12 protein-coding genes are annotated in these 12064 nt (G+C 65.1%); 7 read left to right on the top strand and 5 right to left on the bottom strand.

Going from position 1 to position 12064, the window contains the following annotated elements; genetic code table 11:
* Window positions 1–5 precede the first annotated feature (5 nt).
* From ACWEO2_RS37315 to ACWEO2_RS37305, 3 genes are all read left to right on the top strand, one after another.
* Window positions 6–983, top strand: a complete 978-nt coding sequence (locus ACWEO2_RS37315; protein WP_452409670.1) for a GlxA family transcriptional regulator — start codon at window positions 6–8, stop codon at window positions 981–983.
* A 193-nt stretch (window positions 984–1176) separates the two neighbouring features.
* A complete protein-coding gene (locus ACWEO2_RS37310; RefSeq protein ID WP_452409706.1) occupies window positions 1177–2412 on the top strand; it encodes a sensor histidine kinase in 1236 nt (411 codons plus the stop codon).
* A complete protein-coding gene (locus ACWEO2_RS37305) occupies window positions 2400–3044 on the top strand; it encodes a response regulator (protein ID WP_452409669.1) in 645 nt (214 codons plus the stop codon). The genes ACWEO2_RS37310 and ACWEO2_RS37305 overlap by 13 nt, the downstream gene beginning before the upstream one ends.
* 50 nt (window positions 3045–3094) lie before the next feature.
* Here the strand turns inward: ACWEO2_RS37305 and ACWEO2_RS37300 are convergent, their stop codons facing one another.
* Both ACWEO2_RS37300 and ACWEO2_RS37295 read right to left on the bottom strand, forming a co-directional pair.
* The gene (locus ACWEO2_RS37300; RefSeq protein ID WP_452409668.1) at window positions 3095–4603 is read right to left on the bottom strand and encodes an alpha/beta fold hydrolase; all 1509 of its coding nucleotides are present in this window, start codon (window positions 4601–4603) and stop codon (window positions 3095–3097) included.
* A 38-nt stretch (window positions 4604–4641) separates the two neighbouring features.
* A complete protein-coding gene (locus ACWEO2_RS37295; RefSeq protein ID WP_452409667.1) occupies window positions 4642–5808 on the bottom strand; it encodes a serine hydrolase domain-containing protein in 1167 nt (388 codons plus the stop codon).
* A gap of 311 nt (window positions 5809–6119) precedes the next feature.
* On the opposite strand from ACWEO2_RS37295, the gene ACWEO2_RS37290 reads away from it, so the two are divergent.
* Window positions 6120–6338 carry a hypothetical protein gene (locus ACWEO2_RS37290; RefSeq protein ID WP_354960862.1) on the top strand — a complete coding sequence of 73 codons (219 nt, stop codon included), beginning with the start codon at window positions 6120–6122 and terminating at the stop codon, window positions 6336–6338.
* 396 nt (window positions 6339–6734) lie between these two features.
* On the opposite strand, the gene ACWEO2_RS37285 is transcribed toward ACWEO2_RS37290, so the two are convergent.
* Entirely contained in the window at window positions 6735–7238 is a 504-nt protein-coding gene (locus ACWEO2_RS37285; RefSeq protein WP_452409666.1) for a hypothetical protein, read from the bottom strand.
* 191 nt (window positions 7239–7429) lie between these two features.
* Here ACWEO2_RS37285 and ACWEO2_RS37280 point away from each other — a divergent pair, with 191 nt between their 5' ends.
* A complete protein-coding gene (locus tag ACWEO2_RS37280) occupies window positions 7430–8626 on the top strand; it encodes a helix-turn-helix domain-containing protein (RefSeq protein ID WP_452409665.1) in 1197 nt (398 codons plus the stop codon).
* Window positions 8627–8854: 228 nt separating this feature from the next.
* Here ACWEO2_RS37280 and ACWEO2_RS37275 read toward each other — a convergent pair whose 3' ends face one another.
* A complete protein-coding gene (locus ACWEO2_RS37275) occupies window positions 8855–9466 on the bottom strand; it encodes a helix-turn-helix domain-containing protein (protein ID WP_452409664.1) in 612 nt (203 codons plus the stop codon).
* Between the two features lie 108 nt (window positions 9467–9574).
* Here ACWEO2_RS37275 and ACWEO2_RS37270 point away from each other — a divergent pair, with 108 nt between their 5' ends.
* Together ACWEO2_RS37270 and ACWEO2_RS37265 are read left to right on the top strand one after the other, a co-directional pair.
* Entirely contained in the window at window positions 9575–10393 is an 819-nt protein-coding gene (locus tag ACWEO2_RS37270) for an MBL fold metallo-hydrolase (protein WP_452409663.1), read from the top strand.
* A 169-nt stretch (window positions 10394–10562) separates the two neighbouring features.
* Window positions 10563–11306 (top strand): DUF899 family protein, encoded by a 744-nt coding sequence (locus ACWEO2_RS37265; RefSeq protein WP_452409662.1) that lies wholly within the window; start codon window positions 10563–10565, stop codon window positions 11304–11306.
* A 123-nt stretch (window positions 11307–11429) separates the two neighbouring features.
* Here ACWEO2_RS37265 and ACWEO2_RS37260 read toward each other — a convergent pair whose 3' ends face one another.
* Window positions 11430–11921 carry an inorganic diphosphatase gene (locus ACWEO2_RS37260; RefSeq protein WP_355185868.1) on the bottom strand — a complete coding sequence of 164 codons (492 nt, stop codon included), beginning with the start codon at window positions 11919–11921 and terminating at the stop codon, window positions 11430–11432.
* Window positions 11922–12064 lie beyond the last annotated feature (143 nt).

The following is a 12064-nucleotide window of genomic DNA, read 5'->3' as shown; positions in this document are numbered from 1 at the left end:
ACGCCATGAAGGTGGCGGTTCTCGTCTACGAGGGGGTGTTCGACTCCGGCCTCGCGGCGATCCTCGACGTACTGGACAGCGCCAATGCGATGGGCGAGGAGGCCGACGTGATGGGCGAGGAGATCGTCGAACCGCCGTCCTGGCACGTGACCACGGTCGGCCCCCAGCCCCAGGTACGCACCGGAGCCGGACACCTGGTCACGGCCGAGCCCCTTGCGCACGCCGATGCGGCAGATCTGCTGATCGTCCCCGCCCTGGCGGAACGTCGCCCCGCGGCGCTGCTCGACCATGTCGGCGGTGACCAGTCGCTTCCCGTTCGGAACCTGATCGCACGAACCCGTGAACGCGGCGCCGCCATCGCCTCGGCCTGCACCGGCACCTTCCTGTTGGCCGAGGCGGGAGTCCTGGACGGCCTGCGCGCGACGACGACCTGGTGGCTGGCGCCGATTTTCCGCGGGAGGTACCCGGCGGTCCAGCTCGATCAGAGCCGGATGGTCATCGCCTCGGGCGGCGTCACTACCGCAGGTGCAGCCTTCGGACACGTAGACCTCGCCCTGGCGATCGTCCGGGCGAGCAGCCCCGCACTGGCCGACCTGGTGGCCCGCTACCTGGTGGTCGACGAACGCCCGTCCCAGTCCACCTACACCATTCCCAGTGCCCTGGCACAGAACGATCCCACGGTCGCGGACTTCGAACGCTGGGTCCGCGAACGCCTGTCCGAGCCCATCAGCATCCCCGATGCCGCGAAAGCCATCGGCGTCAGCAACCGCACGCTGCAACGCTCCATCCGGCGCACCATGGGAACCTCGCCGATCCGCTTCGTCCAGGACCTCAGGATCCAGCAGGCTTCCCACTTGCTGCGCACCACCGAACTGCCGCTGGAAGCCATCGCCCGGAGAGTCGGCTACGAGCACCCGAACACGCTGCGAGTGCTGCTTCGCGAACGCACCGGCAAGACCACGCTGGCCCTTCGGGGCGTCTGACCCACCCAGAACCCGTTGGCGGCAGGGGCTGAACTGCTGCGGCTGCAGGCGCAGGCTGTCGGTCAGGGAGTTGGCGCGCGTGCTCCGATACGACGCTGGTGTGCTCTCTCGCTGCGAGAACGGTCGCCGCAAACCTCTCCCTGGGTGGCGTGGACTACCGTCGCTTCGTGACGATATTGGCGAAGTGCTGACCATGCGATATGTCGGGTCCGGGCTGCGGCGGCTGCCGTCCGCGGTCGGGTATCTGGCGGTCGGCGGCGCGACCTCGGTACTGGCCATGTTCGCGCTGATCGGTCTGCTCTTCGTGGCGGCGCTGAGTCTGATCGGGGTGGGGATTCCGGCGATTCCCGAGGCGATTCGGGTGATCCGGCCGCTGATCGGAGCCGAACGGCGCAGGGCGGCGTGGCGACTCGGTGCACCGATCGAGGCGGTATATCGGCCGATGGAAGGCGATCTGCGGCAGCGCCTAGGGACGGCATTTGCCGATCCGGCCAATCGCCGCGATATCGGGTGGCTGCTGCTGCATGCGGTGACCGGGATCTATGTCGCGATTCTGGCGGTCGCGTTGCCGGTCAGTGTGGTCAATCAGCTGTTGATTCCGGTGTACTGGCAATTGCTGCCCGCGGGTACGATCGCCAACTTCGGTATTACCGTCGACTCGTGGCCGAAGGCGGTGCTGAGCATGGTGATCGCGGTGCCGGTCGCCGCGCTGGCCTTGCAACTGCCGATGATCGCGGACTGGCAGGCCATGGCCGCGCGCCTGCTGCTGTCGCCCTCGGAGGATGTCCTGCTGGCCGATCGGGTGGCCGCGCTCACCGCGACCAGGGCGGCCGCACTGGATGCGCACGGCGCGGAACTGCGGCGGATCGAGCGTGATCTGCACGATGGCGCGCAGGCCAGGATCGCCGCGGTGATCATGCAGCTCGGTTTGGCCGATCAGCTGCGCGAACAGGATCCGGAAGCGGCGCAGCGCATGGCCCGCAAGGCGCAGGACACCGCGACCGCTGCGCTCGCGGAGCTGCGTGATGTGGTGCGCAGTGTCTATCCACCGGTGCTGTCGGATCGCGGGCTGGCCAGCGCACTGTCGGCGCTCGCCGCGCGCAGTCCCATTCCGGTGGTGCTGGATTCGAGCCGGGTGGGCAGGCTCCCGGCAGCGGTCGAGGCCGCGGCCTATTTCGTCATCGCCGAAGCTTTGACGAATGCCACCAAACACTCTGGAGCCCAGTCTATTTCGATTGTGCTCGGCAGTGCCGCCGAGGTGTTGGCGATCGTGATCACCGATGACGGTGTCGGCGGTGCGCGGGAGGCGTACGGCGGCGGGCTGGCTGGCATCCGCCGCCGCGCCGAGGCGCTGGACGGGCGGATGACGCTCACCAGTCCGGTCGGTGGCCCTACTGTGTTGCGAGTGGAGCTGCCGTGCGGGTCATGATCGCCGAGGATGACGCCCTGCTCCGGGAGGGGTTGGTGTTGTTGCTGAATACCGCGGGTATCGAGGTAGCCGCGGCCTTCGACAATGCCGACGATTTCCTCGCCGCGGTGACCGCCGACCGCCCGGATGCGGTGGTCATCGACATTCGATTGCCGCCGACCTTCACCGATGACGGCCTGCGAGCCGCGGTGCGCGCCCGCGAGCTGCATCCCGGCCTGCCGGTGCTCGTGTTGTCGTCGTATGTGGAGGACTCCTACGCCACCGAACTACTCGGCGACGGTGCCGGTGGCGTCGGCTATCTGCTCAAGGAGCGGGTCGGCAAGGTCGACCGCTTCCTCGATTCGCTGCGCCGCGTCGCCGACGGCGGTACCGCAATGGATCCCGAGGTCATCTCGCAATTGTTGGTGCGGCGCAAGGCGGATGATCCGTTGGCCGCATTGACCGCGCGGGAGCGGGAGGTGCTCGCATTGATGGCGGAGGGGCATAGCAATACCACCATTGCCGAGCGGTTGGTGGTCACCGAAGGTGCTGTGCACAAACATATTCGGAGTATTTTCGCGAAGCTCGGATTGGCGGCCGATGAGGTCGGTCATCGGCGTGTGCTCGCCGTGCTCGCGTATCTGAACGCGTGAATTCGCCGATCGCCCGAACCGCAATGGGGTTCGGGCGATCGGCGTGTCGGTCAGTCCGCGTGGCAGGTCACGTCCGCAGCCGGGAGCGTGCCGTCGCGGAGGTAGGTGTTCACCACGTCGTAGGCGCAGTTGTTCGGATAATTCCCGAAGATCCAGTGGATCGGGACATCCTGCAGGGTGACCATGCGGGATGCGGTCAGATCCCGGTGCATGGCGACCGCACCCGAATAGGTCGTGCGGGTGTCACCGGTGGACTGCACGATCAGCGTCGGCACCGAATTGCGTACCTGCGTCGGCGATTCGGCGGGCGGAGCCCAGAACGCACACGGTGTCAGATTGTTGACGAAATCGCCGAATACCGGTTGGCTGGCGCGGGCGGCTTCGATATTGCCCCAATACCAAGCCGGGTCTCTTGGTACCGCCACATCGCCGCACATGATGGCGAACTGTGCCGAATTGTCGCGTGGCTGTGCGTTGAGCATGAAGTCCAGCGCCGAATGCAATTCGGGCGCGAGCTCGACTGTTCTGCCGTCGGCAGCGTCGGCGAGCTGACGTACGGTGGCGGCCAGCGTCGGATACTTTCTCGGGGCGTCCAGCTCGATGAACAGCAGTACCGGCAGGATGTGGTCGTCGATGGTGAAGTCGCCGAACCGGATCGGGTCCGCGGCCGAGCGGCGGATCAGTTCCAGCACCTTGTCGCGGACCTGTTGGCGGGTTGCGCCCAGGTGATATTCGTCCTCGTGCGCGGCGGTCCAGTCCGCCCACATGTCCAGCGCGGCCTCATTGGCCGGGCCCATATCCTGCATCATGCCGACGGGCCCGTACCGGTCCGGATCGGCGGTGCTGTCCAATACGATTCGGTCGCTGCGCTCGGGAAACATCTGGGTGAAGACCGCTCCCAGGTAGGTGCCATAGGAGGTGCCGAAGTAGCTGATCCGCTGCTCGCCGAGCGCACCGCGGATCACATCCATATCCCGCGCGGTATTGCGCGTGGTGAAGTGCCGCAATCGCTCGCCCTCGGTGGTGGCGCAGCGGTTCGCCAGATCACGCTGTGTGGCTGCGGATTCGGCGAAGCTGGCCGCGTCGATACCGGCCGCCTGCAGTCCGTAGCCGTGTGGCCAGTGACAGTCGACCGGTGACGAGCGCCCGACCCCGCGCGGGTCGATGCCGATCAGGTCATAGCTGCCCCGCACATCGGGGGTCATCGCCGCACCGACATCGACCATGAAATCGAGCCCCTCCCCGCCGGGTCCGCCGGAGTTGGACAGCACCACCCCGTGCCGCCGCGCGGGATCGGTCGCGGCCATGCGCGAGATCGCCACGGTGATCGTCTCGCCCTGCGGGGCACTGTAATTCAGCGGAACGGTCACATCGGCGCACTGGGCGTGCGCTTCGTCCAGCCGCGGGTTATCACACGATTTCCATTGCAGCGCTTGACTATAGAAGCGTTCCAGGCCCGGACCGTCCGTATCGGCAGGGTTGGCGCAGGCCAGTCCCGTACCCGCGAGCAGAACGGCCAAGCCGGCCTGCACGGCCATCGCCATCTTATTGCGTAGCACTGTCGATTCTCCGTTTCTCGGTCGCATGTTTTCGCTGGTCATCCGCTACAGATGGCGATATCGAATACCTTCTCGACAGCGTCGAAGGCAGTTTGACCGGCGGGCAATTGGTTCGTGCTCACCACTACCGCGGTCCCGTCGGCGGCGACGCCGGTGCGCACTTCGAAACCGGGAATACTGCCGCCGTGTCCCCACACTTCCTTGCCGCACGGCACGGGGCGGTGGATCAGCCCCAATCCGTAACCCTCGCCGGGGCTGCGGTCGAATGGGACGGTCTGCTGCATCTGCGCTAATTGCGCTGCGGGCAACAGCTTTCCGCTCAACAATGCGATGAAGAATCGATTCAGATCCGATCCGGTCGAGATCATCGCTCCCGCTGTGCCCGCCCATGAGGTATTCAGTTCTGTGAAATCTATTCGCCTGCCGTCGATTTCGTGATAGCCCGACGGGTGTGGATCGTGAATTCCGGTGTCGCCGTCGGCTGGAAAGTACGTCGCTCGCAAATCGAGCGGTTCGATGATCCTGCGGGTGATCTCCGCGGCGGGCGGTTGACCGGTGACGCGTTCGATCAGCATACCGAGCAGAATGTAGTTGGTATTGGTGTAGACCGATTTCGCGCCGGGTTCGAAGTTCGGCGGCATGGTCATGGCCATGCGGACCAGGTCCGCGGGTGCGAACTGCCGTCGGCGGGCGGCATCCGAGGTGGGGTCGAGTTGATCGCCCGTGGTTTCCATGCCGCCCTCGGCACTGCCATGCCCCAAATAGTCGGGCACGCCACTGGTGTGCTGCAGCAACTGCCGCACGGTTATCCGGTTGCCGTCGTTCCCACTGCCCTGCACCACACCCGGGAGATACCGTTCCACGGGCGCGTCGAGTTCGACCTTGCCCTCGGTCGCCAATTGCAGAATCACCGTCGCCACGAAGGTTTTGGTATTGCTGCCGATCCGCACCTGCGCGTTATCGGCGAATGGCGCACCCGTCTGCAGGTCGCCGACGCCCGCGGTCAGCGTGCGGTGTCCGCCCGGACCGTCGATTACCGCCTGCACGCCGGGGAAGCCGCTCTTGACCACCTGCTCCATGGCGGCCGTCAGTTCCTGAGACGGTGTCGCGGTGGTGGATGGCGCGCAAGCCGCACTGGCCAGGGCCGCCGCCACCGCGATTCCCAATAACGCGCCCCTGCTGGAATGGCGCCGAAATACCTTCATGAGCAGTGATTTCCTCCTGTTCGAGCGCAGGAGTCATCGTTTGCTCCCTCGCGATTCGAGCCTAGAAATCCGGGCTGGTCGTGCCCATGCTGTGCGCACCCGAATTCCGGGTAGCACCACCTGGTGTCGGTTGGTAGTGCCTGCACTACCAAGGGCAGGTGCGCCGAAAACCTCTCGGGCACAGGGCAAGGTGAAGAAGGTGGCATTGCCCAAGGGGGCGATCTTCGAGCCCTAGGGTCGGCTGTTCAGGCCGCGCGGCGTACCTACGGTTAGCGAGGTAATCAATCAACCTCGCTTTCAGGAGCAGTGAAATGCGAATCAAGTCCTTCATCGCGGCCGGTCTTCTTGCCACCGCCGCCGTCGCCGGGGTGTCGACGGCAGCCACCGCCTCGGCCGCAACGGGCTACTACTACGGCAGCTACGCCACCTATGCGGCATGTGCGTCGGACGGCGCCTCGCCCGCCACCGGCGGCTACTACTGGGAGTGCGTCGACACCTACAGCGGCTGGGATCTGTACATCTACTACTGAGTTGATGCGCTACTCGAATTCGGTATTACCGCACCGTAATTCGAACTCGAAGGGACATCCGGACGATCCGGATGTCCCTTTCGCATATCCGGCGCAGACTCGAGGTGAACCAGTGGCGGTCCTGTCGTCTACTGAACGGACCGTCCTCGCGGATGTCTCGGGGGCGGAGCAACTTCCGTCCAGTACGCGTGCCGAATCGCATCCCACAACCGCGACAGTTCGGGAAATTGCTCGCGCATCTGCACAAGGTCCGGAGCCGGTGCTGCGGCGCACGAAACCAAAGGCTCCTCGGACCCGTTGCATACCAGAATCATCCGAATGCCGCGGCAGTCGATCCGCCATTCGGCAAGCCAGCCGTCTATCTCGGTGCGGTGTACGTGCATTCGCGGATGTGCGCTATCGGGTTCGCACATCGTCCGAGTCGTGCGCCAGCGACTCGAGCCGGTCCAACACTTCACGTAACGTCCCCAGCGTGGCGCCGCCGTGTATCGGTGTGCCGATCCCCGGTGTCGGCGGGTAGTCGATACCTCGCGCCGCGGCGCGCTCACGCGGGCTCATCGACTGCGGAACCAGTCGACCGGCCAGGACAAGCGTGTGCTGCGCCGCCGCTTTCCACACGCACTGATGAATACGGCACGCCCGATGCCGCTGCCACAGCTCATGCGCCAGCTGCACGTCCGCGAAATTGCACAACGGCTGCGGCACAACGAATATCTGTCGCTTGGCCACTCGACCGATGCCGTTGCGGTCGTCGACGATTTCCGGGTCGACCTCCCATCCCTCGTCGTCGATGAGAGAACATGACCCGTCGGCGCGTTCGAGGTATCGCGGACTGTCATCCTCCGCTGCTATCGCGAGTTTCCGGGCATCCTCATCGTCAAATCGCGCGGGTTCTTTCATAGCCTGCCCCCTAACGTCGTCCGGTTTGGTGGCACCCGCCGCCGAGGGGTAAGGCATCGACTCGGCGGCGGGGCTACCGGAAGCGTCCTGCGACCAGCGGATTCGCGCTAGCGTTGCAGTGTGGCCAAGGCGTTGCCAAATGAACTGGCAACGTTGCAACGCTGCTCAGGGCGGTCGCGAGAGGGGGCTGGATGGAGGATTGGAAAGCGTTCGGGGCTGAACTGCGGCGGCTGCGGCTGCAGGCGAGGCTGTCGGTCAGGGAGTTGGCGCGCCTGCTCCGATACGACGCTGGTGCGCTCTCTCGCTTCGAGAACGGTCGCCGCAAACCCCCTCCCGATATCGTTGAGAAGCTCGATCGTGTTCTCGAATCCGACGGGGTGCTCGCCAGCATCTACGAGAATCTGATCGTCGTGGCGGCCGCTGCCGCGCAGGCTCCACTGCTCGAACATGAGTCGGCTGCCTTGGCCGAACGGCGCTATATCGACCGCAGGTTGGCCAAGGACCTTGCGGAATTGCTGTCGGAAACTCGGCGGCTCGAGGATCAGGTTGGTTCCAAACTCGTTCTGTCGCTGGGAGTTCGGCAAACGGGCGTGGCCTCAGCGCTGGCCGTGGAGGCTCGGCGGACGGCCCGCGCCGATATGGTCGACGTTGCCGCTGGATGGCAGCAGTTCACCGGCTGGCTCCATGCCAGCCTCGGCCAGCATGCCGCCGCGGTCCAGCACTATCGCATCGCGCTCGAACTGGCCACCGAGAGTGGCAACCGCGACATGATTTCCACTGCGCTGTCCATGCGCGGCCATGTCGCCTGGATGGCGGGCGAGGTCGGTCCGATGATCGGTTTATCGCGGGCCGCGCAGCGTGATGGCGATGCCCTGAGCCCAACGGTTCTCGCACTGGCCGTTCAGCAGGAGGGGCGTGGACTTGCGATCGAAGGTGATCTCGACGAGTTGGAGGCCAAACTCGAGCAGGCCGCCGAGTTGGTAACGCAGGGCGATTCCGACAAGCCCGATGCCCAGTACTTCTACTCCGACGCATTCATCGAAATGCAGCGCGGCTTGGCCTATCGCTTGGCTCGACAGTGGGACAAGGCCGTCGTATCGCTCAGTCGCGGCTTGGCGGGATTCGATTCCGACCTACGCACATCCGAGTGGGCGACCTGGTACATCGCAGAGTTGGCCTGCGCACTGGCCGGAGTCGGGGAACCCGAAGCCGCCTCTGAACGAGCCTCGGAGGCACTGCGAGTCGGGGTTGCGACGCCAGGTTCCAGGCTGACCAAATTCATTCGAGTTCTCCACCATGAGATGTCAGCGAAATGGCCGACCAACGATGCCGTCGGCGCCCTGGGCGAGGAATTGCGTCAGACCCGCTCGAAACAGGCGAGAGGGTAATTCTCGAGGTCGCGCGAATTACCGGGCTGGTCACAGACTTTCGAGCCAGCTTGCCCATGCGGACCGCCGAGGCTCGAGCTCTGGACGATGCGCTGGCAACCGGCTGCTCCGTAAATGACCGCGTTCTTGTTTCGAGCAACATGGCTGCACCATCGGCGTAAACGGGCCGCTTCTGTTTGGACGATCTTGCGTTCTCCGTCGTACTCGTTGGGCGATGGCTGCGGCCGTTCAGGTTCTGCGCGAGATGACCATGATGTATTCGCAGGGAGCGTTCGTTCGGTTGGCGAAGCCGTGGTCCGCGTCGGCCTGGAAGAACAGGGAGTCGCCTGTGTTCAGGGTCTCGCTGATCCCGCCGATCGCGACGGTGAGGGTGCCTTCGAGCACCACGAGTTGTTTCTCCGTACCTGGCGGATACGCGGGCAGCAGCCCGGTAGAGACCTGTGCGGGGAGGTAGTGGACGACCATCTCGGCTCCTCCCGCGCCCGGGGCCGCTGACACCATGTGCCGTTCGAAGCCGGTTTCCGGGTCACGGAAAACGGGGCGATCGTTCTTGCGCATGACAACGGCCACACCAGACGCGGCAGCAGCTGTCCCACCGATCAGGTCCGAGAGCGACGCGTCGAGCGCGTGGGCGATCCGGGACGCGACGCCGATCGTCGGGCTCTTCTCACCGCGTTCGACCTTGGACAGCATCGCCCGGCTGACCGACGACTGTGTGGACAGCTGCTCCAGCGTCAGGCCCGCCTCCTCGCGGCGTCGCCGCACGTTAGCGCCGAACGCGCCGGCCAGGTCGTCACCGTGCTGTGGTTCAGCCGCGTTTGCGTCTTGCTCGACCACCATGCTCCTCGATCGATGGGTACCTTGCTGCCCACAGTGTAGATTTCTCCTAAAGAAGATGTATTCTTCTATCGGAGACGCGCGATATGCGCCCAACACGACGGAGGTTCCATGCGTTTGATCTCGAGTGGCCAGCACCATGCCACGTTCGAATTCGGCGATCTGCAGGTGATCTCGTTGCGAGACGGGTACATCGACATGCCGCCGACACGGCTCCGCGACGAGGACGGTCGCACGCTCGATGAGCTGCCAGCCGCCGTGCCGCTGGCCGGCGAGAACTTGCGGCTGTCGGTCAACGCCTTCTTCGTCACCGACGGCACTCGGTCGGTTCTCATCGACACCGGCGCGTCCAACGCCTGGCACGACCCCACCATGGGATTGATCTACGACGCGCTCGCCGAAGCGGGAATCGACCGCGCGCATGTCACCGATGTGGCCATCACTCACAACCATGAAGACCATGTGAGCGGCCTGATCGCGCCGGACGGTTCAGAGGCGTTCAGCAAACTCGAGCGCGTGTGGATCGGCGCGGGCGACACCTCGGTGTTCACCGGGCGGCTCGAGCCGATCCGCGACCGGGTGGTACCCGTGTCGGAGAAGGTCGCGATCAATGACTGGACCACCGCGATCCCGACACCGGGCCACACACCCGGTCATACCGTCTACGACGTCAGGAGCGGCACCGGCCACCTGCTCGTCTGGGGCGACACCGTTCACGTTCCCACGCTCCAATTCGATCAGCCGAACGTGTCCTGGGAGTTCGACGGCAACCAGTCCCAGGCCCGCGCCGCGCGAGCGGCCCTCCTCGAACAACTGACCCAGCCACACCACTTCGTAGCCGGCGCCCACCTCGACTCACCCGGCATCGCCCGCGTAACCCCCTCCGGCGATGGTTATGCGCTGGAATACCTCGCACCACCGATCGGCTGATCGAGCCTGTCGGCTCGGGGCGGCGCCGGAGTCGGCAGGACCTCCGGTGGCGGCACCTCATCGCACGTGGCCGCACGAAGGGCGCCTAACGCTGTGAGGTGCTGCCCGCATGACCGAGTAGGGTCCGAACGAAGGTGAGGTCGATCACATACCGGTCGAGGAGGTCTGTATGTCGATAGCTTTTCCAAACGAGTCGCGGGAGTATCGCGAAGCGCGTGACGCGCTGCTGGAACGGGAGATCGAACTCCGGCGGCAAATGGAGGCCGTCGTGGCGCAACGGAGATCATTACCGCCCGGCGGCAAGGTCCCCGAAGACTATGTGTTCGACCGAATCGGCGACGACGGCGCCGCCACGACGGTGCGTATGTCCGAGCTATTCGGCGATAGCGACACGCTGATGCTCTACCACTACATGTTCCCGCGCCACCCCGTGGATGACCGCCCCAGACCGACGCGCGGTATCTTCTCGGAACTGCCCACGGCCGAAGGCCCGTGCCCCTCGTGCACCGCGCTGATCGACATGTGGGACGGCACGACGCCCCAATTCGACGATTTGGGTGGCAATTTGGTGATCGTTGCAAAGGCCCCGATCGAGCGGGTAGCGGCGTTCGCGCAGGACAGGGGGTGGCGAAATACCCGGCTGCTGTCGGCGGCGCACTGCAATTTTCGCGGTGATTATGGCGGCGACGGCGCTGACGGTCACCCCGTACCGCTGCTGACCGTCTTCAAACTTTGGCCCGACAGCACAATACGGCTGCACTGGGCAAGCGAACTCATGTTCGCACCACCGGATGATCCGGGGCAGGCCCCAAGGCACCCGGACACAGTGGAGCCGCTCTGGACACTGTTCGATCTGGCCACAATGCCCCGATTCCGGGAATGGCGAGTTCGACACCTGCCTGCGAATTGGTGACGACACTGATCCACTGAGCCGGACACGACGACGTCGGCGACAAAAAGAAAGCGGGAAGTCCGGAGGTGCCGGTCTTCCCGCTTTCCTTGGTGGCAGGCGAATCGTCCACCCGCCCAATGAGACTCAGTGGCCGCCGTTTTCCTGCAGGCGCTTGAAAGAGGCCTCGATCTCGGCCTCGGCCTCGGCGCGCCCGACCCACTCGGAGCCCTTGACGAACTTGCCCGGTTCCAGGTCCTTGTAGCGCTCGAAGAAGTGCTTGATCGCGGCCAGTTCGAACTCCGGCACATCGGCCAGGTCCTGGATGTGATCCCAGCGCTTATCGCCCGCGGGCACGCACAGGACCTTGTCGTCGCCGCCCTTCTCGTCGACCATCTTGTACATGGCGACCGGGCGTACCTCGATCAGGCAGCCGGGAAATACCGGCTCCGGCAGCAGGACCAGCGCGTCCAGCGGGTCGCCGTCCTCACCGAGGGTGTTCTCGATGTAGCCGTAGTCGGCCGGGTAGACCATGGACGTGTAAAGGAACCGGTCGAGCCGGACCCGGCCGGTCTCGTGATCGACCTCGTACTTGTTCCGAGAACCCTTGGGGATCTCGATGGTGACGTCGAACTCCACGCCATCTCCTTACTCGGTGCTTCTGTGTGGACTGTCGCAAGCGGTCGTTGGAACGCCGACTCGACAGGTGTTCGGGGGGAACGGTGCCGCAACGAGGATAGTGTGGTCCGCGGGCACTTGGGTGCGGTAGGTGGGTGGCCCCG

The sequence above is a fragment of the Nocardia sp. NPDC004278 genome, from assembly GCF_053602975.1.
The sequence above is the reverse complement of the archived record's forward strand: the minus strand, read 5'-3'. Positions and strand labels throughout refer to the sequence as shown.

Bases quoted from the DNA above. Each gene is read 5' to 3' on its own strand.
- ACWEO2_RS37315 (WP_452409670.1), top strand. From the start codon at position 6: ATGAAGGTGGCGGTTCTCGTCTACGAGGGGGTGTTCGACTCCGGCCTC.
- ACWEO2_RS37310 (WP_452409706.1), top strand. From the start codon at position 1,177: ATGCGATATGTCGGGTCCGGGCTGCGGCGGCTGCCGTCCGCGGTCGGG.
- ACWEO2_RS37295 (WP_452409667.1), bottom strand. From the start codon at position 5,808: ATGAAGGTATTTCGGCGCCATTCCAGCAGGGGCGCGTTATTGGGAATC.
- ACWEO2_RS37290 (WP_354960862.1), top strand. From the start codon at position 6,120: ATGCGAATCAAGTCCTTCATCGCGGCCGGTCTTCTTGCCACCGCCGCC.
- ACWEO2_RS37285 (WP_452409666.1), bottom strand. From the start codon at position 7,238: ATGAAAGAACCCGCGCGATTTGACGATGAGGATGCCCGGAAACTCGCG.
- ACWEO2_RS37280 (WP_452409665.1), top strand. From the start codon at position 7,430: ATGGAGGATTGGAAAGCGTTCGGGGCTGAACTGCGGCGGCTGCGGCTG.
- ACWEO2_RS37275 (WP_452409664.1), bottom strand. From the start codon at position 9,466: ATGGTGGTCGAGCAAGACGCAAACGCGGCTGAACCACAGCACGGTGAC.
- ACWEO2_RS37270 (WP_452409663.1), top strand. From the start codon at position 9,575: ATGCGTTTGATCTCGAGTGGCCAGCACCATGCCACGTTCGAATTCGGC.
- ACWEO2_RS37265 (WP_452409662.1), top strand. From the start codon at position 10,563: ATGTCGATAGCTTTTCCAAACGAGTCGCGGGAGTATCGCGAAGCGCGT.